The organism is Clostridium sp. DL-VIII (assembly GCF_000230835.1).
Classification (GTDB): domain Bacteria; phylum Bacillota; class Clostridia; order Clostridiales; family Clostridiaceae; genus Clostridium.
Genome location: NZ_CM001240.1, coordinates 1,437,260 through 1,462,308, shown reverse-complemented (window position 1 = coordinate 1,462,308; position 25,049 = coordinate 1,437,260). Strand labels below are relative to the sequence as shown.

The window sequence follows — 25,049 nt, the reverse complement described above, 5'->3', positions numbered from 1 at the left end:
ATACAATTAGGAGTTACGGAAGAAAAGCAATTGGCTTTTCGAGCTTTCTCTTTGAGTTTCATCCTTAACTCTTAACTGTATCTATATTGTTATTCTATATATATATCAGAAAATTCTACATCCACTTTCTCCTCTAATGGATTCATATTCCAGTGATCTTCAATTGATTCTTTATATTCTGGATTCGCTACTCTAAGCATAGTAATTATAAATTTATTTCCACTTTCATCTGATAAAAGTTTTATAGTTCCGCCTTGAAGCTCAATCAGTGCTTTAGTTAAAAACAAACCTAATCCACTGCCTTCCTTCAATCTATTAAAAGCTTTATTCAATTTAGTGAATTTATCAAATATATACGGAATTGTTTCCTTATCAATTTTTAAACCATCATTTTCAATTTTTATAACCACATAATTATCCATATAATTTCTTACACTGACATTTATATTTCCACCCATTTTTCCATACTTAACAGAATTTGAAAGTATGTTTAGTACAATTCTTGTAATCATATCCTTATCACAATATACATAAATTTCTTCTTCATCTGCATCAAAAGTCAAAGTATTTTCAATTAATCTTATATACTTATTTGATGCTAGTGCAGCACTTTCTACAAGTTCTACTATATTGTATATTCTGCAATCAGGATTTACGTAACCTTCTGAAATTTTATTAGCATCTATAAAATTATTTATAGTCCTTATTAATCTAAGACAATTTTGTTTTATTATCTTCCTATTCTTGTTTACCCCATCCATATTATTTTCTTTTAAATAAATCTGATCAACTTGTAATGCGGAAAATATTAAATTTATAGGTGTTTTAAGCTCATGAGAAGTATTTGCAAAAAATTCTTTTTTAATTTCATCTTCCTTTAGACATTCTTCAAGCGCCTCTTTTATCTTTCTATTTTCATTTATTTCACTTATATCGTGAATATATAAAACTTTACTATTATTATCTATAGAAATTAAAAATATTTCTACATCTAAATTGCTGCCTTTCATCTTTGCCCAAGGAATATAATTTTGTGATTTTTTTATATACTCTAAAGTTATATCAAAATATTTATTTATAAAATCGCATAAATCAATTCCTAAAATTTCATCTATACTTATATTTAATGTTTCTGAAGCACTTTTATTTATATATTGAAGCTTATTGGAATAGAATAAAAATACCCCTCCATAAATAGAATCTATTAATTTATTGTTTTTATCTCCACTCCTTTTAATCATAATATTAATATCTTTTAAAATTGCATTTCTCCTTTTTAATATGCTATTAAGATCTTTCTTTGTTTTAATTGCTATTTCTATATTGTTATTAATTTTTTCCGCCGAATTACAAAGTATTTCACTTGTCATATAGTTGTAAAACTTTAGCAAAGCAACAGTCTTTATAGTTATTATAATTTCAGTAATTTCAATATAGCCATAAATAAAGGATATCAACCCTATATAGTTGCTCATTATAGAAATTGCATAAACTACTACTTGAGTAGCTTCTTCACTTGAAAACTTAGATCTAATTTTTAAAATATTTTTTAAATATGTTATACATATACCTATACTTAATAATAAACTTAAAACAATACTATTGATTAAAAATGTCTCTCTGTAATCCTCCCCGACAGCAAGTAATACTGCAACTATCACAGTATAAAATATACAGATTATAAGACTCATTAAATTACTGTTTTTTAATCTAAGAACATTTCCTATTATGCAGTACTCAAAGATAGCTTGAATACTACACAAGAGAAATATATAATGTTTTGGAACAAATTCAACTACAGACATAATCCCAATAAAATTTATGCTTATTATTGAAGTTAGAATTAAATACATAATTCCAAAACCTTTCATAAATGTATTATCAACAAATCTTGTTCTTATCATATTGACATACATAAAAGCCACAATTGCTGCTATTGTAATAACATTATCTAATAGCAGATAAATTTCAAAATGTTTCACAAAAACTACAGATATAATTAATAATATACTTCCAACTATATACTTTCTCATACTATTATCTATACTTATTTTGCTTACTAAAAGAAAAACATTATTATGCATGACTACTCTCCTTTTGGGAATTCCATTTTTACAGTTGTTCCTATATCTTCATTTCTTTTTATTTCTATGTTTCCACTTTGTAGTTCAACCAATTGTTTTACTACACAAAGACCAATTCCTGTCCCACTCTTGCGGCTGAACTTACAATTTTTACCTACTGCATATCTGTTAAATGCATTGCTAATAAATTCTTCGTCAATTCCGCTTCCACTATCCTTTACTAAAATTTCAACCTTTTCACCTCTATCATGTAATATTACCTCTATCTTCCCTCCATCTGGAGTAAACTTCACAGCATTTGAAACTAAATTTAAAATTATTCTATCCATAAACTCAATGTCAATATTTAAATAACATTCTTCTGTATTAGTATCAAAAATTAAATCTATATTATTAAGCTTAACATAGTCAACTAGTGACATTACATTATCTTCTATAGCTTCTACTACATTAATATTCTCTATTCTTGGAATAAGATAATCAGAATTTATTTTAGAATTATCTATTAAATTATTAGTTAATTTAATAAGTGAGATGCAATTTTGTTTACATATATTATGATATTTCGTTAATAAAGATACATCCGCTTTCTCAATATATATTTTTTCCACCTGCATTGCTGAATAAATTACATTCACAGGAGTTTTCAAATCATGGCTTATGCTTGAAAGAAATTCTTTCCTAATACTCTCATCAATTTTATTGCTTTCAACTTCTTTTTTTATTTCTTCAATTTGTACTTTAGTTGTATTATCCTTAATTAATAATAACTTTTTTGTGAAATCTTCATAATTTGATAAATATTTTGCCTCAATGTATTTTTTCTGACTTCCAATATGAAAGATTGCATTATAATCCGTCTTATCATGATTTCTATCTATAAATTCAATATAATTGTTTATATGTTTGTTTATTATATTCCTTTCTTTATGAATGCCAGCAAATTTTAAAAATTGTTTATTTACAAATATAATCCTGTCATTCTCTGAATTTAACATAATAATTGGATGTGGCATAAATTTAAAAAATGTATAATATAAATATTCTTTACTTTTCAAAAGATTTATTGATTTTTCTAATCTTTTATTACTAGCTGATATTTTATAATTTAATTCATCTAAGTAACTATTTTGCTTACCTAATGATTTTGATAAAGCTTTATATGGTTTTCGTACTAATTGAAATATAACAATATTCCATGCTATTCTAAAGCTTATTAGATGAATAACTTCAGCTAATATTAAAGGTAAATATGAGTCATTGCGAACAAAGCCATATATATTTATCATAACTATAACTGCCGTATAAAAGACATAAGTTTTAATGATATTCCATCCATATTCCTTTAATGGATCTTCATTTTTTAAACTTAAAGCTATTTTTATAAATAATACTCCTTCAATGGCAGGATAAACTTTTTCTATGAAACTTAAAAATATATCATCAAAATAAGTTAATATAGTAAGAATTATAATAAAATTAAATACAATATATGATAATCTTTTTAGCTGTCTTTTATTTAAATAGTATTCACTTAATATATATCCTACAAAACTTTCCATTAAAAGCATGCTATCTCTACTCGATTCTATTCCTTTAAAAGGTTCATTTATAATACCAACTCCAGTAATATCCATTATAAATTCAAATGTACATATAAAAATCATCAATGAAAAAAACATTATTACAATTCTAGAAATATATTCCTCACGAATTTTTCTTACTTGTTTAAAAAACATAAATATAACTATGCTTAAGCTTATATAAAAGATTCTAAATATTAATAATATATGCATCTTATCACTAACTACAAGATTTAATATAAAATATGCAAGTATACTAGATATATACAGATATGCAATCATATATTTATTCATAAGAAATTTCTTCAATGTCTCCATACTCTTCTCCCCCTTAAATTTATAATGTATATACCAATATTTATAATACCATTTTTTACTATCTTTTTCTTCATTTTCCTTAAAATTTAACCAAATAAGAATAATTTTATTTAAAGTAATACTTTTTTAAAGCTTTTTGCTAAGTATTATCAATTTTTTATAACTTATGTCACTTATTTATCTCAATATGCCATTTATATGATGTCTCATAAAAGTTTTCAAAAAAAGAATAGCCAACAAATGATAACTTTGGCTATTCTAATATTTTATTTTTTAAAATTTAGTGGCGCATTATACCACTCATATTTAATTTTTCCATTGTTACTGATGTTAGTTTATTTATTGTACCTTTTGCTACTATTCCAACGACAAGTATTATAACTGCATAAACACCTAACATAGCCATATCCTTAAACAATATTGGATACATAATTCCTGCCATAACTTGTCTCATTCCATTTATAGCATAAGTAAAAGGTAAATATGGATAAATTTTTTGGAATATAGGCGGCGTAACCTCAATCGGGAAATTCCCACTAGATCCAGCCATCTGTAATACAAGCACAACTACCATAATTGCTTTTCCTACTGCTTCTAATAAACTACCAAAAGTATAAACAATACTTATAAATATTATGCTTATAAATGCACTATATAAAACAAACATTATCGGATGGACTGCATAAATCTTTAATATAAGTAACACTCCTGCACTTGCAATAACTGCCTGGCATAACCCAACAGATAGAAACAAATATAGCTTGCCTAAATACATTTCATAAGGCCTAATCTTTGTACCATCCTCAAATTCTGGTGCTTTTAAAGATAATAGTGCTGAACCTAGCAAAGCTCCTACCCATAAACATAGTGTTGTATAGAATGGCGTTGCAGCCGTACCATAATTCACCCATGGAAATAGTCTATTATCTTGTATTTCAACTGGGCTTGCTACGAAGTCACTTTGATTTTCCCAATTATTTATCATCATATCCAGTAATTCATCTATACTATCATCTTCATCTTTCTCTCTAAGATCATCGGCTAATTCATGAACTTTATCTCTATTCTCTGGAAACTTATTTTTTAAATTATTTAATTCATCGAGAGATATATGAGCTGCATCTTGAGAAACGTTTAACAAATTATCAACATCTGGTAATGTATTTATTGCTTCTTCTATAATGTCCAAACTGTTTTCTACAATATTTCTAGTTAAATCAAATCCCTTTTGGGCTCCTGGTACAATCTCAGAATCATAGCTGTCTTCAGCATCAGCCACTAAAGTATGAACTTCATCTACTACTTCTATAAGATCCTTAAGATCTTGAGTATCTAAGTCTTGATTATCTATTTTCTCAATATCCTTATTACATCTATCAACTACTATCTGTGATTTATCTTCAATTGTATTTAATTTATCTATAGTATTAGAAATTATTTTACTTATATCTTTTAAATCATTCTGCATATTGTTTATTGTATCTACCTGTTTATCAAGTTGGTCTCTTAATCCCTTCACCTCATCTAAATTATCAACCTCATCGCCAAATGAAGGTATCTCTATATTTATTTTACTTAATTTATCAATAAGCTTCTTTGTACTTCTAAGTTTAGATTCAGTATCATTAAGAGTTTCCTTTGTTGCCTTTGCAGTATCTCGTACATTTAACAAAGTTTTCTTGGAAACCTCTGGGATTATATTATTATCTAAATTCTTTAATTCCACACTTGAATTATCAAGGACATTCTCCGATTTTTCTAAATCTTCCTTTATTATTGGTGAAATGTCTGATATTTCTCCTTGAGTATCATTCAAAACTCCTTTACTGTTTTTTAAGAAATCCTGTGAAGAATATAAAGAATCTGATATAGTTGGAAGCATATCGCTGGTTTTTGTTAGTACCTTTGTCAGATCTTCTGTTCCACTGCTTGCAGTATCCAAAAGAGTTTCTATCTCTGACATATTATCATCTAATTCATAAATATTATCTACAATTTTTCTAAGTTTTGGTCTATTATCCTGTACATCAACGCCTCTTTCATTGCAGACTCTAAATACTATTCCTGAAACAGTTTTTATTATATTTTCATCTACTTCGTTTTTTACACTTTTTATTCCTGAATCCGTCATTTTAGGAGCGACTGCATTTTTCTTTTCATTTACTGTATATATAAGCTTTGGCTTTTCAACATCCTTCTCCATTAAGGTAGTTGCATCCTCAGAAAAATTTTCTGGAATTTCAATTGTTGCATAATACTTTTCTAATAGCAGATCTCTTTGCGCACTTTCCTTGTCTGTAAACACCCAGCCTAATTTATCATTATCCTTAAGCTTATCAACTAAATCATTTCCCAAATTTATATTTTGTTCTTTATAAACAGTTCCCTTATCATCATTAATGACTGCAATCTTAATACCGCCAGTATTAGAATATGGATCCCATGAAGCTTTTATATTAATCCAGGCATACATTGATGGAATAATTATAATTATTATAATCATAAGCCTTGCTACCCAATTGGTTCGTATTTTATTTATATCTCTTTTATAAATTTTAAATGCATTCTTCATAATTAATTCCTCTGATACTTATAATATTACTTGCTTTAGGCACCTTTAGAAATATTGCGTGCAGCCTTTGATCTGTTATTTTCTTTTGTGTGCCTTAACCATTCATAATCGAACTGTCCTTAAGTTTTTTAACTATATTTATTCTTTTCTCATTTATTGACTTCTTAAATAGCACACCAATGATAATTGATCCTATCATAAACAAACCCAATATGATACTATCTTTAAATAAGATGGCATATACTATTCCAGCCATTATCTGACGAACTCCGCTTATAGCATATGTAAACGGAAGGAATGGAAATAACTCTTGAAAACCTACTGGATTAACTTCTATAGGGAAATTACCACCAGTTCCTGCAACCTGTATTACCAGAAGTACTACTCCAATTACTATTCCCCCATAGCCTAAAAGACTTACCGAAGTATAAATTATGCAATTAAACACAATGCTTATGAATATACAATATAATACAAACATTATAGGATGTACTGCATAAGAATGTAGAAGAAGCAAAGCTCCTAAGCTTGCAACTAGTGCTTGTCCTATTCCTATGAATATAAATAATGACAATCTTCCAAAATACTTTTCATAATTTTTTAATTCCTTTTTATCCTCCAATGGCTGTACCTCTGTTTCAATTAATACTGAAAGTATATATCCTCCAATCCAAAGACAAAGAACTGTATAAAATGGTGTTACTGTAGAACCATAATTAGGCCATGGGAATAGCCTATTATCTTGAATTTCCACTGGACTAGATAGAAAATCACTTTGAGTGTTCCAATCATTAGTTATCATGTCTAAAAGCTCATTTATATCATCTTCATTATCTATCTTTTTTAGTCTCTCCGCCAATTCATGAACATTATTCTTAATATCCGGAAATTTTTCTTTTAACTTTTTCAGCTCATCATTAGATAAATCTGCCGTATTTCTAAATGTATTTAACATTTCTTGAACATCAGGTAAAGTCTTCTTTCCCTGAGCTGATAAATTTAATCCGTCATCTAAGATTTCTCTCATTGAGTCAAATCCCTTATTGATTGTTGGTGCAATTTCAGAATCATAGCTGTCTGTTATATTTGAAATCAAAGCATGAACATCATCTAATACCTTGATAGTATCAGTTAGATTTTGTGTATCTATTGGATTACCGCCATTATTCAATTTATCAAGATCTCCGTTAATTCTATCTATTAATTTATCTAAATTATCATCAATAGCATCAAACCTATCAATAACTTTTGATATTTCCCTGCTTTCTTCATTTAATGCATCTTGTGCATTTTTTAACGCTTCCCTCTGCTTATCAAGGCTCTCTTGAATTTTACTAATTTCTTCTGAATCTTGAAGCCCTGCTGGAATTGAAAGTTTAGGAACTTCAATCTCACTAAGCTTATCAATGGCTTTCTTAATATCCTTAAGTTTTGTCTTTGCATCATCAACGCTTGTCTTAGTAGCCTTGACAGTATCTAGAGCTTGAAGTAATGTCTTCTTTTCAACTTCGGGCATTATTTTTTCATCAATATTTTTAAATTCTACATTTGTAGTATCAAGTGCATTTTCAGCTTCTATTAAATCCTCTTTAATTTTAGGTGATTCTTTCTGCAAATCCTCTTGATTCTCATCCAAAACATTTTGAGTGTTATTTAAAAATTCTGTAGTTTCATCTATGGTATCTGCAGCTGTAGGTATAAGTTCATTAGTTTTATCTATTAGATCCGATGCACTTATGGTTCCGTTAATTGCTTCATCCAGCATCTGTTCAAGTTCTGGCATATTATCATCTAACTTATAAACCGAATCCATTATATTTCTAAGCTGAGGTCTATTATTCTGTATATCCACTCCAATTTCATCACATAATCTAAACATTATTCCTGAAATATTCTTAACTATATTTTGATCCAGTTCAGTTTTCACTGTCTCTACTCCTGCATCAGTTATCTTAGATGCTATTACATTTTTCTTTTCATTTACTGTGTATATTAGCTTTGGTTTTATAAGATCTTTTTTAGTTATTGTAACAACATCCTCTGAGAAATCTTCTGGAATTTCAATTGTTGCATAGTATTTTTCATTAATTAGCCCTTCCTCTGCAGTTTGCTTATCCACAAAAACCCAGCCTAATTTATCATTATCCTTAAGTTTATCAACTAATTCCTTACCTAGATTTATATCTTGATCTTTATATGCCGTACCTTTATCTTCATTGATAACTGCAACTTCTACTCCTTTTGTATTGTCATAGGGATCCCATGATGCTTCTATATTGGTTAGAGAATACAAAGAAGGTATTATCATCAATGCAATTACCACAACCGAAGCTGCCCAATTAGTAAATATATTTTTTATGTCCCTTATAAAAATTTTTACTACATTCTTCATAACTTATCCCTCTAAGGTAACTATTTTATATATAAGTAAAATTTATGAATAATTTATCTATATAAATTATAACACCAAAATGACCAATAGTCATTTTGATAATTACTTTTTTAATATTATTCATTATATTACATTTAAATTTATGAGCTTAGAAATCTTCTGAGTACAAAAAAATAAAAGCCTTTTATATATTATTAAGGCTTCCATTTTTCAACTTGGTATAATTTTTCTATTGAAATCATTATATATAATGGATGCTCACTACAATCATGAATATATATCCGAGAATTCTACGTTTATCTTCTCTACTCTGCTTTCATATACACACTTATCAGATACTTGTTCATCCTCAACAAGTTTAGATGGTAATTCTATAATGAACTCACTTCCTTGTCCAAATTCACTAAGAACTTTAATATTTCCTTCATGCATGTCTACAATGGATTTGACAAGTGACAATCCTATGCCACTGCCTTCCTTATTCCTTGCAAGAGTTTTATCTACTTGTCCAAATCTTTCAAAAATAAAATCCAATTTATCTGCTGGAATACCAGTTCCATTATCTTTAATAGATATAACTATTTTATCTTCCTTATCCCATAAACTTACTAATATCTGTCCACCTTCATTTGTAAACTTAATAGCGTTAGATAATAAATTTAACATAATTCTCTCAATTTTATCTAAGTCAATTGCCATTTCTTTTTCCTCTGCATCAGTATCAAACACTAACTCAATGCCCTTATTCTCAGCATAATCCACAACTGACAGAGTTATACCTTCAACAACGTTTACTATATCATGATTATGTAAGTCAAGTTTAAAATAACCAGAATCAAATTTTGACATATCCACCAAATTATTCACAAGCCTTACAAGCCTGTAACAATTTTGCTTCATAGTCTTCAAATATTTACTTAATTTTGCTTCAATTGTATAGTTAATTAAAGCATTATCTGCTAAAGATAATAATTGAATAGCACCTAGTATAACATTTAAAGGTGTTTTAAGCTCATGGGATATGTTAGAGAAAAATTCAACCATCATTTTATTGTGTTCATTTGTTTCATTTATTACTTTTTTGTTCTCCAATACATTACGTTCAAGAGTATGCAATTGTTTTTTTAAAGTAATATCCCTAAACATAACCATAGCTGATGGCTTATTCTTGTACATGCAAAAACAATTTGTGACTTCAATATCAATGATTTTCCCATCCGTCCTTAACATTTTGCTTTCAGTAAATGGAGTACTTAGCTTATTATATATTGCATTATTAATTCTATCATAAGCTGAATTTCTAGTTTCTTTAACCATTATTGTTTCTACATCCAATCCTATAGCATCGTTAACTTTCTCTAGCCCCATAAGCTCTGCCATTCTTTTATTGGCAAATATAAATTTATTGTCATTAATAACAAAAATAGCGTTATCTGAATTATTTATTATCATGTTAAAACATTGTTCATTTCTATATAAAATCTCTTCGAATTGTTTTAATTTATCATCAGCTAAACCCAAATCATAATTTAAATCATAATATGGCTTTTTTAAGCCTGTTTCAACAATTCCCTTGTATAAGAAATACACAGCAATAACTTTAATTATATGCCCTACGACAGTTCTCCACTCACCCCAAAACACATAGCTTGTAAAAAACATTTCAGTTATTGCTGATAATATAAAAAAAGATTCAATACAAAAAAATAAATATCTATCTATTTTTGCTTTTAATCTAAAATAAATGACAGCCGTACTTAAAAACATTATAGAAATTATGTATTCACTGATTATCTTAAATGGTGTTAAACCAATTTTTCCAATATAGCAAGTAGGAAATATATTAAAAATTACTATTGATAATAGTAAAGATATACTAATGCAAATATATATTATCAACATACCGTAAGCACTAAGTTTCTTACTAGGTTTTAATATGTAATTTAATGAAATTAAACCTGTAAAAGCCTCCAAATACCTTGCAGCGATCCATAATTGAGCTGAAATATCCATATTATTAGCATTATCTAAAAATGGCATTCCTTGATACATTAATAGATGAAATATTCCAATTACAGCTACGAAAAAACAACCGGTACCAAGAATAAGTATTGAATTATTTCTATTTATGCCATACGTATTAAACGTAAACACAAATACTAATATAAACATAACATTAATAAATAGTTCAATTGCTGTGTGAAAGAATAGATTACTGTGCAAATTGATTATTAATAAGAATACCATAAAAATTAAAAATATACTCCATTCTATTAACAGCTCAAATTTTGTGTTTTTTAATTTTTCTTCAAATTTCATCATATGCCTCATAATTTCCCTCCAAATATTGTTTATTATTTAACTTCTTTTGCTTCTTAATAGCAATTTTACTATATTACTTATAATTTGTAAAGTTTTTACTTTTTATTCAATATTTGTAGTTTTATTAAAGATAAGTTAAATAAATACATGTTTTAAATATACTTTATGCATTTTTCATTTTTATAAGAAATAACTGCCACACAATTAATATTAATTGTAGGGCAGTTATTTTCATATATTTGATGTTGCTTTATTAAGTTTTGTTGAATTAGAAGATAAAGTATATTTACTTTCAATATCAATATTAGATAAATTCAATTAAGTTAAGAAAATGCTTATTGCTATATTCTCATTTTCTCTCAAATTGAAGATTTACTTCTATTTTCAGATCTTAAGGCTAAAGTAACTACAGTGCCTATAATACATAATCCTCCAATTACTTCGAACATCCCCAATGGAACATGTAACCAAAATACTGATACAATAGTGGCTGATAATGGTTCTGCACTTCCTAGCAAACTAGCATCAGTTGGTCCAATATATCGTAAACTATCGATATACAAATAAAATGGAATCAAAGTACCAAATATGACCACAAATACTACATATGCACCAGAAATTAAAGACCAATTTTGACCATACATCTGCCATGGTGGATTTATTAAACTCAGCCCAATTCCTCCTATAATCATCCCCCATCCTACAACAATAACAGCCCCCCATTTTTCAAGTAATGTTTTCGGATATAATGTATAAAATGCGAGGGCAATAGCTGATCCAACTCCCCAAGCAACTGCTGATAATGAAATAGTAAGTCTTTGAAACGTCCCGTTTGTTACTAGAAGAAATGTTCCCAAAATTGCTAAACAAACTGCAATATTTTCATATAAACTTGGAATCTTTCTGAATCGTATTGCTAAATATATTACTATAAACATTGGAGCTAAATACTGCAACAATGTAGCTGTAGCTGCATTTCCTGATTCAATAGACATAAAATAAGCATATTGTACTCCAAGCATCCCAACTATTCCAAATATTAATATACTTACCCTTCCAGTACTATCATTCAAAATTGACCAAACTTTATATTGCCTATTGTTCTTAATACCAGCAAATAAAAGTAATAGTATACCTGTTATTATCATTCTTACTGTGACTAACCAACCAGGCTGAAAGCCCTCATTTTGAAAAAGCTTTTGTGCAACGGTACCAGATACTCCCCACAAGGTAGCCCCGATAATGGCCATTATATATCCTTTATAACGTAAATGCTGCATAACTTTTAACTCATCTCCTATCTCCATAAATTGAGTATTTTCTTTATTATTCTTTTTTAAGTTAATAGTGTTGATATATTGACTTATTTAAATAAATCTGTAATAATTCTAATATTATTTCAAATATATAACAATTACTATATTGTCAAAGATTAAAACTATATTAGCGAGATGATAAAGATGCAAGCAACAAAAATAGAAGTAAACGATGATTTACAGGAAACATTAAAACATGGTTCTAATGATTTCCCAATAGCAATTTATACTGATAAATTTAATCTATTCGAAGAAGGATATATCAGATGGCATTGGCATAAAGAAATACAATTCTCATATTCACTTTATGATAAAGTAGTTTTCTTTATTGAGGATGAAAAGATAATTTTATCGCCTAATGAAGGAGTTATGATAAATTCAAATGTACTTCATCAAATTAAGCCATATACCACTAATAATTGTATGATGTTTTCTATTGATTTCAATTCAACTTTAATAGGAGGTGCCGAACTGTCGCTTATTGAAAAGAAATATTTAACTCCAATTATTAAAAATAGAAACTTAAAATACATCTCTTTAAAACCTAATATTCCATGGCAAAAAAGCATACTAAAACATTTAAAAAAGGTATTTACCTTATCTCATGAAAAACCATATGGATATGAATTAGAAATGCGAAATTATTTAAGTATTGCTTGGTTAAATCTAATTAAAGAAATGAAAAATGAAATAAATAGTTCACCACTTACAATGTCAAATGATGATGAACGTGTAAAATTAGCGATGCAATATATACACAAATACTATACACATAATATTTTGTTAGATAACATTGCAATGGCTGCACATATCAGTAAAAGTGAATGCTGCCGCTGTTTTAAAAGACTTTTAAATGTAACACCTTTTGAATATTTAATTGAATACAGAATTTCAAAGGCATCAGAACTGCTTGTAAAAAGTGAGGCTCCTATTTCTAATATTGCCCTTGACGTAGGATTTAATGGAATAAGCTACTTTGGAAAAATATTTAAGAAACATACAAACTATACACCCTCTGAATATAGAAATAAATATTCTGGATATAAGTTAACTTAGAGCAAAAGCTTAGTAAAATAAGAGATAAACCTTTGTCTGCCTACTTTATTTGATCAAGAAATACCTTAATATCTCTACTAAAGTCTTTAATGCCACATAACTCGCTTATTTAAATAAAAGTGTAATTCTTAAACCTATGTCTGACTCGTATTCATCCATCATATGTGTTATGATAAACATATTATATGAATCAAAAAAACAAGCTCTAAAATAAAGGTATTTCACATAAGGCACATGAAAGAAAATAATAGACCAAAGATGTGACGCATATTTTGCGTTAGGCAAGGACGTAAATTCTGCTCATAGCGGGTCTATTAATAAAATTTGCTGACGCAGTATAACACAAAATAGGCAAGCATACTGGTCTGTTATTTTTTTGATTGTGCCCAACATGTCGAAAATTATATTGAGATTAATAATATATTTTATGGAAGGTGGTTTTTATGAATTTTATTTGGGATGGCAGTTTATCTATAGGAATTGATAATATTGATAATCAACATAAAGAATTGTTTAATTGTATTGATAAATTATTAGTGTCTATTGAAAATCTGAAAAGTGATGATGAAGTTATTAAGACTTTAAAATTTCTTGAAGATTATGTAATTAAACATTTTAATGAAGAGGAAGAAATTCAAAGAAAAACAAATTATCCTCTGCTTGATATACAACATATACAACATGAAAATTTCAAAAATGATCTTAAAGAGTTTAAAAGAGTATTTGAGACACATGGCGCTTCAACTCTATTAGCTTTAAATATTCAACAAAGCTTAATTGATTGGCTTAAAAATCATATAATGAATCTTGATAAAGACTTAGGAGATTTCTTGATTGAAATCGGATATAATAAATAAAATTTATTCTTGATATTTTATACTTATTATGCCTAATTTCTATCATTTTTTTCTTCAACACATAAACCACATTTACACAAAAAAACAACACACGATTCGGCTATTTTTCCGAAATAATCGTGTGTTAATTTTCTATATCACCTACGATATATATTGTGTTGGTGCAGGTAACGGGACTTGAACCCGTACGTTATTCAACACACGCCCCTCAAACGTGCCTGTCTGCCAATTCCAGCACACCTGCAAATACCGTTAACTCCTTAATAATAATTCATTTTAATAAAAAATTCAAGCAAAATTTTTTAAATGTTTTCATTATATATTGATTTCACGATTGCTATCCAAATTTATTATAAAAAATAATATACTTAGATACAATATATAAACTTCCACTTCATTCATTCACTTATAATTTTAAATATACTTCTGCACTAGACTTAAATGTATCTGTTTTAGGTCGATATACACTTAAGTTTAGCTTACATATTTTGTATCCATATAGATAAACAAATTAAAAATTCAACTTATATATAGAATGTTTATGCATTTAAGTTAAACTTTTGTGTATACCTAAATCAGAAATTACATACATATTTGTGCAAGAGGCATTTGAAATTGAGCTGCTTAAGGTTCTTAAGCAGAAAACCCAAATCTATGATTTGGTGTGAATCGCTTACTCAGCGAACGAATGTGAGTCGAGTTTCCTCTGAGGGTTGTTCCATTTACTGCTTGTCATGAACTTGTTTCAGGAACATGCAGGGATGGGCACAACCTTCCACTTAGAACCTTCCAGCGAAAATTTCATAAGTCCTCTGGAAGAAATATGTATGTAATTTCGGTAAGATATCACATAAGTTCAAGGTCAAAGTTGTCTATTTATAAGTGTGCTAATTTAAAAATTTTACGCTCCATAAACTTTTGGTTAATTCTAGTACTTTATCTACATCAAAATAGCTTTTCTTATCTCTATAAAGATATTCGTATATATGATAATAAGTATTTACTTTATCTACGTATTTTTTTGTTTCTCCAAAAGGTATATAATCTATACTCTTTCCGTTTGATGAATATTTTTCATCTATAAGCCATGATTGCACATTAGATGGACCTGCATTATATGCTGCGATTGTCAAATCCAAATCCTTATTAAAGGTATCATTTAATCTTCGAAGATACCAACAGCCCATTCTAATATTATATTCCTCATTATATAGATCTTCTTTAGAAAATGTACCATATCCCATTTCATTGGCAGCCCATTCTCCTGTTTCTACTGTTATTTGCATAAGTCCCACCGCATTCTTATGTGAATGAGCATCATCATCAAATTTACTTTCAGTCTTTATCACTGCTAGTACTAATAGTGGATCTAAATTATACTGTGAACTATATTTATCTACATATTCCTGATACTTATAAGGAAAGAACTTTTCCTTTATCAAATATCTAGAACCTAGTCCTATTACTATTATTGCTATTAATATGAGTATTAGTGAATAAAAGATCTTTCTTATAAATCTCATCATCTTCTCCTTAACTTAGCATAATAATTTTATAAAATCGATCAAATCATAAACTTGTTTTTGTGTTTCAACAAGATCATTATTATTATCAATAATAATATTGGCAAACTCTTTTTTTTCTTCCATGGACATTTGAGAATTTATCCTGCTTACTGCATCAGCTTTACTTAATTTATCTCTGTTCATAACTCGTTGAATCTGGACTGAATTATCGGCATATACAAGTATAATATAGTCCATTTCGTTATGCATATTATTTTCAATTATAGTTGGTGCATCTAATATTATTATCTTTCCACCCTTTTTTTCTAACTTCTCTATTTCCTCTTCTATAGCTTCTTTAATGTATGGCATTATAATGCTTTCATATTTTACCCTCTGCTTTGGAAATCTAAAAATATGGTTTCCAAATTCTTTTCGCCTAAATTCCCCTCTCCAATCAAAGAAACCTGCTCCGAATTGCGCACGGACCATTTCTAATATTTTAGGATTTTTCTCAAGAACTTCCTTAGCTATAGCGTCTGCATCTATAATTTTAAATCCTTCAGCTTTCAAAATATTGGATACAGTACTTTTTCCTGTACCAATTCCACCTGTTAAACCAATTTTAATCATTTTTTTATAAACCACCCTTTGTTCAGTTAGTAGTTATGAGTTAAAAATTATGAGTTAATTATAAAATCCCATTGCTTTTCTTTTAAACTCTTAACTCCTATCTTATAACTCTTAGCTAATATGTTATTCCATCATTGCATATATAACAAAACTTATAAGTAGTACATTTAATCATAAACTCATTAAATATTACTTCGCTTCGTACCAAGTTTTACCGAAGTTAACATCTACATCGAGTGCTACTTTTAGCTTAATTGCATTTTCCATTTCGTCTGCAACTAATTTTTTAACCTCTTCAAATTCGTCTTTCTTAACATTTAGTATAAGTTCATCATGAACTTGAAGTATCAATTCACTTTTTAACTTCTTTTCATTTAATTTGTTATATACATTAACCATTGCAAGCTTTATTATATCAGCTGCGCTCCCTTGAATTGGAGCATTCATTGCCAATCTATCTCCTAGAGCTTTTACAATTTTATTTGAAGCTTTTATTTCTGGTATGAATCTTCTTCTATTTAAAATTGTTAATACATATCCCTTTTCCTGAGCTTCTTTAACTACATTCTCTAAGTATTCTTTTATCTTAGGATATCTTTCAAGATAAATTGCCATATATTCTTCTGCTTCTTTTTTACTAATCTTCAAGTCTTCCGCTAAACTAAACGCACTTATTCCGTATACTATTCCAAAGTTTACAGCTTTTGCTCTACTTCTCATTATAGAAGTAACTTCATCCACTGGAACTTTGAATACTTCTGAAGCTGTCTTTGTATGAATATCACTATGGTGCTTAAATGCATCTATCATATTCTCATCTCCTGCAATATGTGCTAAAACCCTTAATTCTATTTGAGAATAATCGCAGGAAATTATAGTATCAGTCTCTTCCATAGGTATAAACACTTTTCTTATTTCTCTTCCCATTTCATATTTAATAGGAATGTTTTGTAAATTAGGCTCTGTACTTGATAATCTTCCTGTTGTAGTTACAGTTTGATTAAAATTAGAATGTATACGTCCATCCTTATCAATTACATTTTTTAATCCTTCTACATATGTAGAATTGATTTTTGTAATTTGTCTGTAATACATTATTTTAGCTATTATCTCATGCTTATCCATTAATTTTTCTAAAACTTCTTGATTAGTTGAATATCCTGTCTTTGTCTTTTTAATCACTGGTAAATCTAACTTTTCAAATAATATCTTACCTAACTGCTTAGGTGAACTTATATTAAACTCTTCTTCTGCTAATTTATATATATCACTCTGAGTTTCTTCAATTTCTTTTTTAAATTTTATCTGTAATTCATCTAACATACCTTCATTTATGTTAAATCCAATACTCTCCATGGATGATAGCACATAAATAAGAGGATGTTCAACTTCATAATAAAGTTTATCCATATTTTCTTTATGAAGGCTTTCTTTTAATTCTTCATAAATCACTGGTAAATAGCTGCAAAGAACTCCTTTTATATTTGGATCATTTTCATTTGGATTTTCTCCAATATAATGATTAACAAGTTCTAATATTTCATACTTACTCTTAGATGAATCAATTAAATAAGCCGCTATTGCAGTATCAAAATCAAAGCCTTTAATTTCAATATTATTTTTATTTAAAAAGGTAACTAAATTTTTTCCGTTATGTATTACCTTTTTAATACTTTCATCTTCCATTAAAGCTTTTAATACATCTAATGCTTCTTCTTTATTTTTAGAACTTATTTCTTTAAAATTTATTATATTTCCAATGTTCTCTTCTCCAAGAATCAAAAGATCAAGTTCTAATTTTGAAAATACAGATGCATCACTTAAAGAATAATCAATATAAATTCTATCCTTTTTCTTTGAAAATAATTCCTTCATATTTTCAATTGTATCTATAGTTTTTACTTCAACCTTTGATTCTTCTGAAACTGTATCATCTTTAAACTTATTTAAAATTGATTTCATTTCCAGCTTCATAAGCATCTTTTTTATTTCTAATATATTTTCTTTTCCATTAGAATTTATATCTTCTATGGTCAATTCAATTGGAACTTCCCTCATTATTGTAGCAAGCCTTTTAGAGAATACTGCCTGCTCAGTATTACTTTCCAAATTTTCCTTTAGTTTTTTTCCTGCAATATTATCTATATTCTTTAGAACTTCCTCTATAGAACCATATTCCTTAATTAACTTAAAGGCAGTCTTTTCTCCTACACCTGGAACTCCTGGAATATTATCTGATTTATCTCCCATAAGCCCTTTAACATCTATAAATTGATGTGGAGTTACTTCAAACTCATTTATAAATGCTTCTTCATCATATACGGCTGTCTCACTAACTCCCTTTTTAGTAATTACAATCTTAGTTCTCCCAGATGCCAGTTGAAGTGCATCTTTATCTCCTGTAACTACAAATACTTCTGAATCATTATCTTCAGCGAATTTAGAAACTGTACCTATAATATCGTCTGCCTCAAAACCTTCTATTTCAAAAATCTTTATTCCCATAAGCTTAAATAATTCTTTAATAATCGGAAATTGTTCAGCAAGCTCTGGAGGCATTTTATTCCTTCCTGCCTTGTATTCCGAATACTCTTTATGCCTAAAAGTTGGTGCCTTTAAATCAAAGGCAGCAATTATGCTGTCTGGATTAATTTCTTCCTTCATTTTAAATAACATATTCATAAAGCCATAAATGGCATTAGTATTTATTCCATCGCTATTTGTAAGAGGAGGCAAGGCATAAAACGCCCTATTCATAAGTGAATTTGAATCTAAAAGTAATAATTTTTTCATTAAAAACCTCCTTGATTTATCATAAAATTTATTTAAACAAAAGATATGTTCTCTTTATTTCAAACATCATTTAGATTTATTATACTATATTGTTTAACTTAAAGTATACCTATATCCCTTGTAATATGGAATTTCTCTAATATTATTTCCTTATGTTCTTTTGTGCATTCTTACTTTAACATATATTTGAAATTTTTATGTTAGGTGCATGAAAATACATTATAGATGCAAAATTTTCTTGGATATTTTCATCATACAAAAAGGCAAATGGAATTATTATTTTTTTAATTGTGCCTTAATCACTTATAAATATATTAAAAATAAATAATGCAGGATTATCCTAAAATAAAATATCTCAAAATAATCCTGCATTATTTATTTTCGTGTATTATTTCTTTGCCTTACTTCGTTCTAAATTGTTAAAATAATTCTTTAACTCATTATCTAAAGATTCAATAATACCATTATATCTCGCTTTAAAGTTACGTCTAAACATAAACCTTTGAACTAATAATGACATATATCCAAAAAACTTTTCTGATGTTTGAGTTTCTTCCACTTGCATTTTAGTTGTTCCATCTTTTTGACCTTTAAAAGTATATGTTGAAACACATTTTGAAAAGCTCGTTATGGTAGTAATTTGATATTTCCCGTTTTTCTCATAATCCGTTATTTCAACAGTGCATTTTACTGGAGTTGGTCTTCCAGTATCTATATTTTTTTCAATCTTACATCCTATAGCATTTTCTTCATTAAAATCTGAAAAATCTCTTCCAGCACTTTTTATAAAAATACGAAACACATCTTCAACTGGATAATTTAATACGCCAATAGCCTTCATTTCGGTTTCCCCCTTAGCGAACTTCTCTTATTTTCCTGTGAAATACTCTATTCCTATTGCCTGACGAACATCCTTTAAAGTATTCGCTGCTACTGCCCTAGCTTTATCACTGCCATCTTTTAACATCTTATATACGGCATCAATGTCCTTTTCAAACTCTAATCTTCTGTTTCTTATTGGTTCTAATTCAGCTTGTAAAACTTCATTTAAATATTTTTTTACTTTTACGTCTCCAAGTCCACCACGTTTGTAGTGCTCCTTCATTTCTTCAACTGCCTTTTTATCAGTTGCAAAAACATCTAAATAAGTAAATACTGTATTTCCTTCTATCTGTCCTGGATCTTCCACTCTTATATGATTAGGATCTGTATACATTGACATGACTTTCTTCTTAATTGTATCTGCATCATCAGATAAATATATACAATTTCCTATTGATTTACTCATTTTAGCTTTACCATCAGTTCCTGGTAATCTCCCAGCATTAGAACTTGGCAATACTGCTTCAGGTTCAACTAAAACCTCTCCATATATTGAATTAAAACTTCTAACAATTTCCCTAGTTTGTTCAATCATAGGCAATTGATCTTCTCCAACTGGAACTGTATCTGCCTTAAATGCAGTAATATCAGCAGCCTGGCTTACAGGATAGATAAGAAATCCTGCTGGGATGCTGTTTTCAAAGTTTTTTTGCTGTATTTCTGCTTTAACTGTTGGATTTCTCTCTAATCTAGATAAAGTAACAAGATTTAAATAATGCATAGTAAGTTCATTTAACTCAGGTATTTGCGATTGTACAAATATAGTAGATTTACTTGGATCAATTCCAACTGCTAAGTAATCTAAAGCAACTTCTGTTAAGCTATTTCTTATTTTTTCTGGATTTCTTGCATTATCAGTTAATGCCTGCTGATCTGCAATCATTATAAAGCTTTCATATAATCCTGATTCCTGTAGTGCTACTCTATTTTTCAAAGAACCTATATAATGTCCTATATGTAACTTTCCAGTTGGCCTATCTCCTGTTAATATTATTTTTTTGCCCATTAAATTTTCACTCCTAAACTATATAAAGCAAATTAAGATTCTAATTTTGCTTTACTTTCAACTACGTTGTTAATGATTTCTGCTCTTCTTTCACCTAAGACATTAGCTATTTTTACTGACATACTTTTATCCTTGTAAATCGAATCCCTATTTGCATCGACAATTTTTATGATTCTTTCTTCCATTTTTTCATATGAAATTAAATCATCATAATATGTATCCACAATATCCTTTAAACATGTTGCTAATTCTCTTGGGTTTCTATAAACTGCTCTCATCTCTTACTCCTTAATATTAAAAAATAATTTTTATCTGTTGTTCAGCTTTTCTAAATTCTAACTACGAGTATTTATACACAAAAAATAGCAAGAATCTAAAAAGCTTAACTGAATTCAGCTGGAATATTAATTTCCACTGATAAATTTAGATTTTTAAAACTTATTCTTTTCTTATTATTGCCTATTTACTGAAATAATAGCAAATAATCCTCGTTTTATTATATCATTATATAATATAAAATTCTATATTCAGAAATATAGACTATCTCAAAATATCACTTTAAGATAATCTATAAAAAATTCATATTATACTTATAATTACTTAATACTAATTGTGAAATCATTTGGAACTATCATTACAATGCATTTAGCACGTTTTACAACATTAGTTGTTACCGATCCTATAATCCTATTCAATCCCTTTCTTGTGGATTTCGTCATAACGATTACACCAATATTTTCTTCTTGAGCTTTCTTTACAATTTCATCTCCCGGATATCCAAAAGTAAAGAATGTCTCAACTTTATAGTCTTTCATCTTTTCTTTTGCTGCCTCTAATATTTCTTCGCCTAGTTCTTCAGCAAATTTTATTTCATCAGCAACAATCATTTCATTGACCAATATCAATTCTTTTACATTCATTATCATGATTTCAATTGAGTCTTTGGGAAATATCTCTTTTACAAAATCTAAAGAATGCATACTGCTCTCTGTTCCATCTACTGGTATTAATACTTTTCTCTTGTTCATAATATACTCCCCCTCTTAACCTATCTTTTATATTATATAGTATTCTACACAATGCTATTAATATCCTCTTTTATCAGTGTTTAATCTATGATTTTTACTATATATATTCTAATTAACAATGAATGTTGAAAGCTCACAAGGAAAATCCTACTAATTAAATACAAAATGTACACAAGTTGAAAGTTCGAGAACCCAAATAATATAAAAAAGATAGGGTATATTCATATATAAATTTATATACAAATACACCCTAATAATTTCATTTCTACTCAAGAATTTCTCCATCTCTTGAAATAGTCACTATCTGCCATGGAATCATTTTATCACTAAGCTTTAATGCATTTTTGACTGCATTTTCTATTCCTCCGCAGCAAGGTACCTCCATTCTTACTACTGTGACACTTTTTATATCATTCATCTTTAGGATTGCTGTAAGCTTTTCTGAATAATCAACTTCGTCAAGTTTTGGACAGCCTATTACTGTAATTCTATTTTTAATAAATTTATTATGGAAATCCCCATATGCATAAGCTGTGCAGTCTGCTGCTACAAGTAAGTTGGCATTCTTAAAATATGGAGCATTTGGTGGCACAAGTTTAATCTGCACTGGCCATTGATTCAATTGTGAGGTTACTTCTCCATTATTTGTATCTCTCTTAATTTCCATTGGGCCACGCTTTATTGCTCCGCCTTGTGTTCCTGGACATGTAAACTGCATATTCCCCTTCTTATTTTCTTCTGCTTTTTGCTGCTCTATCTTTCTTTTCTCCATATTTATCTTTACAGCTTCTTCATCATAAGCCGCTGCTTCACGTTCTTCAAAAGCAATAGCACCTGCTGGACATGAAGGAAGGCAGTCTCCAAATCCATCACAATAATCATCACGCAATAATTTTGCTTTTCCGTTTACCATTCCAATTGCACCTTCATGGCAAGCTGCTGCACAAAGTCCACATCCGTTACATTTTTCCTCATCAATTTTAATAACTTTTCTTATCATAAAGTTCACCATCCCTATTATTTTCATACTTAAATTATGTTCATGCTCAAATAAGCTTGTCTTCTTAAATAATTTATCTTATGATGTCATTATACTAAAATTACAGTTTCCATTCTGTTTCATTTGTAACAGACTTGAAACTATAAAAAAATATTTTTAACCTGCTAAGTAAAATTGGCTTATAAAACATTAAACATCAGTATTTTCTCTAAAGTACCTCTATGATTTTTTAAAGTATCAATCTGAACAAAACCATATTTCTCATATAGATTTTCTTCTTGTGTTGAAATATATACTTTCTTAAAATCTTTCGTTTTGGCATATTTTAATGCTTTCTCAATCATTTTCTGACTTGTTCTATTACCACGATATTTTTCATCAACAAACACAAAGCCAATCCATGGTGTATATAAGCAATTTGGTATGCAGTCTGTTTTTGTAATCGTGCAAAAACCAACAACCTTATCAATTTCTACAGCCGCAAATACACATTCAAAATCCTCAAATTTATTTGAACGCATCTTATATCCAAGGTTTGCCCCTGCATGCCATGAGCAATTTTCAGACATTTCAATTGTTTTATTCCAATAGTCATCATGAATATCTAAAATTCTTACTTCCATTAATCCCTCCTGAATACTGAATTATCTCCCAGCCCTTGATCCAAAAAGAATAACTTTATTAATATATTCATGTTTTCTTGATATCTCTATTATTTCATCAATTATTCTCTTTTCTAAATTCAAGTTATTTCCTCCTAATAAATCTAGACTTACAATCTACTCTTCTCTTATTAATTCAACCTCTGAAAGATCGATTTCTAACGCCTCAAATCTGATAGATCTAAGTCTATTATTTACATTTTAAATTCAAAGCTAAATTTATTTTTATTATAGCATCTCCATATATAAAATGAAATCAAACTAATTTATGCTCTTATATTCTTATATTCTTATATTCTTATATTCTTATATTCTTATATTCTTATATTCTTATATTCTTATATTCTGGGCATTTTAACTTATCCTTAATCAAAGTAAATGTATATAACTTCAGTATTTGCATGTATTATTTTTTACATAAATACAATTATGGTATAATATGCATAATCGTAGATTAAGAGGATGTTTATAGATATTAAGTATATGTGGAGGTAACTTTATGAGTAGTGTTATATATAGAAAATTAACATTAGAAGAGTGTCAGTGTATAAATGAAATAAACCCATCTCAATATATAGGAAAAGCGTGGAGAGAAGTAGATGGAAAATGCCAATTAGTAGAAATAAATTACCAAGATTGCGACTGGCCGAATGGTTATGAATATCACATCAGCCATTTAAAAGAAACTGTTTTAAATAAGGGAAGTGCAATTGGTGCTTTTAATAGCAATAATAAATTATTAGGCTTTGCAACAATTAATCGCCAGTTCTTTGGTGAAATGCATAATTATGTTTTATTAGACCAATTGTTTATAACATTAGAATGTAGAAATGAAGGAATAGGCAAAAAATTATTTATGCTTTCTGCAAATGTAGCAAGAGAATGGAACGCAGATAAAATTTACATTTGTGCTGGTTCTGCTGAGGAAACAATTGCATTTTACTTTGCAATAGGATGTAAAGAGGCCGAAGAAATAAACAAAGAACTATATGAATGTGACACAAGAGATTATCAATTGGAATTCTCTTTATAAACATAAT

General features: G+C 28.3%; 18 protein-coding genes and 1 tRNA gene. 3 read left to right on the top strand and 16 right to left on the bottom strand.

Going from position 1 to position 25,049, the window contains the following annotated elements:
- Positions 1–89: 89 nt before the first annotated feature.
- From CDLVIII_RS06585 to CDLVIII_RS06560, 6 genes are all read right to left on the bottom strand, one after another.
- Positions 90–2,084: a HAMP domain-containing sensor histidine kinase gene (locus tag CDLVIII_RS06585; protein ID WP_009168652.1), complete on the bottom strand. Its 1,995-nt coding sequence runs from the start codon at positions 2,082–2,084 to the stop codon at positions 90–92.
- A 2-nt stretch (positions 2,085–2,086) separates the two neighbouring features.
- Positions 2,087–3,985 carry a HAMP domain-containing sensor histidine kinase gene (locus CDLVIII_RS06580; RefSeq protein ID WP_009168651.1) on the bottom strand — a complete coding sequence of 633 codons (1,899 nt, stop codon included), beginning with the start codon at positions 3,983–3,985 and terminating at the stop codon, positions 2,087–2,089.
- Between the two features lie 280 nt (positions 3,986–4,265).
- On the bottom strand, positions 4,266–6,557 hold the full coding sequence (locus CDLVIII_RS06575; protein ID WP_009168650.1) for a YhgE/Pip domain-containing protein: 2,292 nt from the start codon (positions 6,555–6,557) through the stop codon (positions 4,266–4,268).
- Positions 6,558–6,651: 94 nt separating this feature from the next.
- Positions 6,652–8,949: a YhgE/Pip domain-containing protein gene (locus CDLVIII_RS06570; RefSeq protein ID WP_009168649.1), complete on the bottom strand. Its 2,298-nt coding sequence runs from the start codon at positions 8,947–8,949 to the stop codon at positions 6,652–6,654.
- A gap of 267 nt (positions 8,950–9,216) precedes the next feature.
- Positions 9,217–11,280: an MASE3 domain-containing protein gene (locus tag CDLVIII_RS06565; RefSeq protein WP_009168648.1), complete on the bottom strand. Its 2,064-nt coding sequence runs from the start codon at positions 11,278–11,280 to the stop codon at positions 9,217–9,219.
- Positions 11,281–11,630: 350 nt separating this feature from the next.
- Positions 11,631–12,578, bottom strand: a complete 948-nt coding sequence (locus CDLVIII_RS06560) for a DMT family transporter (protein WP_009168647.1) — start codon at positions 12,576–12,578, stop codon at positions 11,631–11,633.
- A gap of 153 nt (positions 12,579–12,731) precedes the next feature.
- Here CDLVIII_RS06560 and CDLVIII_RS06555 point away from each other — a divergent pair, with 153 nt between their 5' ends.
- On the top strand, positions 12,732–13,643 hold the full coding sequence (locus CDLVIII_RS06555) for an AraC family transcriptional regulator (RefSeq protein WP_009168646.1): 912 nt from the start codon (positions 12,732–12,734) through the stop codon (positions 13,641–13,643).
- A gap of 443 nt (positions 13,644–14,086) precedes the next feature.
- Positions 14,087–14,500, top strand: coding sequence for a bacteriohemerythrin (locus CDLVIII_RS06550; RefSeq protein WP_009168645.1), 414 nt, complete (start codon positions 14,087–14,089; stop codon positions 14,498–14,500).
- A 159-nt stretch (positions 14,501–14,659) separates the two neighbouring features.
- On the opposite strand, the gene CDLVIII_RS06545 is transcribed toward CDLVIII_RS06550, so the two are convergent.
- The 10 genes from CDLVIII_RS06545 to CDLVIII_RS06500 form a co-directional block, all read right to left on the bottom strand.
- Positions 14,660–14,744, bottom strand: a tRNA-Leu gene (locus tag CDLVIII_RS06545).
- Positions 14,745–15,387: 643 nt separating this feature from the next.
- Entirely contained in the window at positions 15,388–16,023 is a 636-nt protein-coding gene (locus CDLVIII_RS06540; RefSeq protein WP_009168644.1) for a lytic transglycosylase domain-containing protein, read from the bottom strand.
- 15 nt (positions 16,024–16,038) lie between these two features.
- Positions 16,039–16,638 carry a dephospho-CoA kinase gene (gene coaE, locus CDLVIII_RS06535; RefSeq protein ID WP_009168643.1) on the bottom strand — a complete coding sequence of 200 codons (600 nt, stop codon included), beginning with the start codon at positions 16,636–16,638 and terminating at the stop codon, positions 16,039–16,041.
- A gap of 189 nt (positions 16,639–16,827) precedes the next feature.
- Positions 16,828–19,431, bottom strand: coding sequence for a DNA polymerase I (gene polA, locus CDLVIII_RS06530; RefSeq protein ID WP_009168642.1), 2,604 nt, complete (start codon positions 19,429–19,431; stop codon positions 16,828–16,830).
- A 388-nt stretch (positions 19,432–19,819) separates the two neighbouring features.
- Positions 19,820–20,272, bottom strand: a complete 453-nt coding sequence (locus CDLVIII_RS06525; protein ID WP_009168641.1) for a DUF3284 domain-containing protein — start codon at positions 20,270–20,272, stop codon at positions 19,820–19,822.
- Between the two features lie 27 nt (positions 20,273–20,299).
- Positions 20,300–21,319, bottom strand: coding sequence for a tryptophan--tRNA ligase (trpS, locus tag CDLVIII_RS06520; RefSeq protein WP_009168640.1), 1,020 nt, complete (start codon positions 21,317–21,319; stop codon positions 20,300–20,302).
- Between the two features lie 32 nt (positions 21,320–21,351).
- Entirely contained in the window at positions 21,352–21,597 is a 246-nt protein-coding gene (locus tag CDLVIII_RS06515) for a TIGR04540 family protein (RefSeq protein WP_009168639.1), read from the bottom strand.
- A 318-nt stretch (positions 21,598–21,915) separates the two neighbouring features.
- Positions 21,916–22,347: a universal stress protein gene (locus tag CDLVIII_RS06510; protein ID WP_009168638.1), complete on the bottom strand. Its 432-nt coding sequence runs from the start codon at positions 22,345–22,347 to the stop codon at positions 21,916–21,918.
- Positions 22,348–22,612: 265 nt separating this feature from the next.
- Complete coding sequence (locus CDLVIII_RS06505; protein WP_009168637.1) at positions 22,613–23,347, bottom strand: 4Fe-4S dicluster domain-containing protein; 735 nt, start codon at positions 23,345–23,347, stop codon at positions 22,613–22,615.
- 179 nt (positions 23,348–23,526) lie between these two features.
- A complete protein-coding gene (locus tag CDLVIII_RS06500) occupies positions 23,527–23,970 on the bottom strand; it encodes a GNAT family N-acetyltransferase (RefSeq protein ID WP_009168636.1) in 444 nt (147 codons plus the stop codon).
- A gap of 538 nt (positions 23,971–24,508) precedes the next feature.
- Between CDLVIII_RS06500 and CDLVIII_RS06495 the strand changes: the two genes are divergently transcribed.
- A complete protein-coding gene (locus CDLVIII_RS06495) occupies positions 24,509–25,042 on the top strand; it encodes a GNAT family N-acetyltransferase (RefSeq protein ID WP_009168635.1) in 534 nt (177 codons plus the stop codon).
- The last annotated feature ends 7 nt before the right edge of the window (positions 25,043–25,049 follow it).

What these genes read in the sequence shown, in the direction of transcription:
- CDLVIII_RS06585 (WP_009168652.1), bottom strand. Translation starts at nt 2,084, where the DNA reads ATGCATAATAATGTTTTTCTTTTAGTAAGCAAAATAAGTATAGATAAT.
- CDLVIII_RS06580 (WP_009168651.1), bottom strand. Translation starts at nt 3,985, where the DNA reads ATGGAGACATTGAAGAAATTTCTTATGAATAAATATATGATTGCATAT.
- CDLVIII_RS06575 (WP_009168650.1), bottom strand. Translation starts at nt 6,557, where the DNA reads ATGAAGAATGCATTTAAAATTTATAAAAGAGATATAAATAAAATACGA.
- CDLVIII_RS06570 (WP_009168649.1), bottom strand. Translation starts at nt 8,949, where the DNA reads ATGAAGAATGTAGTAAAAATTTTTATAAGGGACATAAAAAATATATTT.
- CDLVIII_RS06565 (WP_009168648.1), bottom strand. Translation starts at nt 11,280, where the DNA reads ATGAGGCATATGATGAAATTTGAAGAAAAATTAAAAAACACAAAATTT.
- CDLVIII_RS06560 (WP_009168647.1), bottom strand. Translation starts at nt 12,578, where the DNA reads ATGGAGATAGGAGATGAGTTAAAAGTTATGCAGCATTTACGTTATAAA.
- CDLVIII_RS06555 (WP_009168646.1), top strand. Translation starts at nt 12,732, where the DNA reads ATGCAAGCAACAAAAATAGAAGTAAACGATGATTTACAGGAAACATTA.
- CDLVIII_RS06550 (WP_009168645.1), top strand. Translation starts at nt 14,087, where the DNA reads ATGAATTTTATTTGGGATGGCAGTTTATCTATAGGAATTGATAATATT.
- CDLVIII_RS06540 (WP_009168644.1), bottom strand. Translation starts at nt 16,023, where the DNA reads ATGAGATTTATAAGAAAGATCTTTTATTCACTAATACTCATATTAATA.
- coaE (WP_009168643.1), bottom strand. Translation starts at nt 16,638, where the DNA reads ATGATTAAAATTGGTTTAACAGGTGGAATTGGTACAGGAAAAAGTACT.
- polA (WP_009168642.1), bottom strand. Translation starts at nt 19,431, where the DNA reads ATGAAAAAATTATTACTTTTAGATTCAAATTCACTTATGAATAGGGCG.
- CDLVIII_RS06525 (WP_009168641.1), bottom strand. Translation starts at nt 20,272, where the DNA reads ATGAAGGCTATTGGCGTATTAAATTATCCAGTTGAAGATGTGTTTCGT.
- trpS (WP_009168640.1), bottom strand. Translation starts at nt 21,319, where the DNA reads ATGGGCAAAAAAATAATATTAACAGGAGATAGGCCAACTGGAAAGTTA.
- CDLVIII_RS06515 (WP_009168639.1), bottom strand. Translation starts at nt 21,597, where the DNA reads ATGAGAGCAGTTTATAGAAACCCAAGAGAATTAGCAACATGTTTAAAG.
- CDLVIII_RS06510 (WP_009168638.1), bottom strand. Translation starts at nt 22,347, where the DNA reads ATGAACAAGAGAAAAGTATTAATACCAGTAGATGGAACAGAGAGCAGT.
- CDLVIII_RS06505 (WP_009168637.1), bottom strand. Translation starts at nt 23,347, where the DNA reads ATGATAAGAAAAGTTATTAAAATTGATGAGGAAAAATGTAACGGATGT.
- CDLVIII_RS06500 (WP_009168636.1), bottom strand. Translation starts at nt 23,970, where the DNA reads ATGGAAGTAAGAATTTTAGATATTCATGATGACTATTGGAATAAAACA.
- CDLVIII_RS06495 (WP_009168635.1), top strand. Translation starts at nt 24,509, where the DNA reads ATGAGTAGTGTTATATATAGAAAATTAACATTAGAAGAGTGTCAGTGT.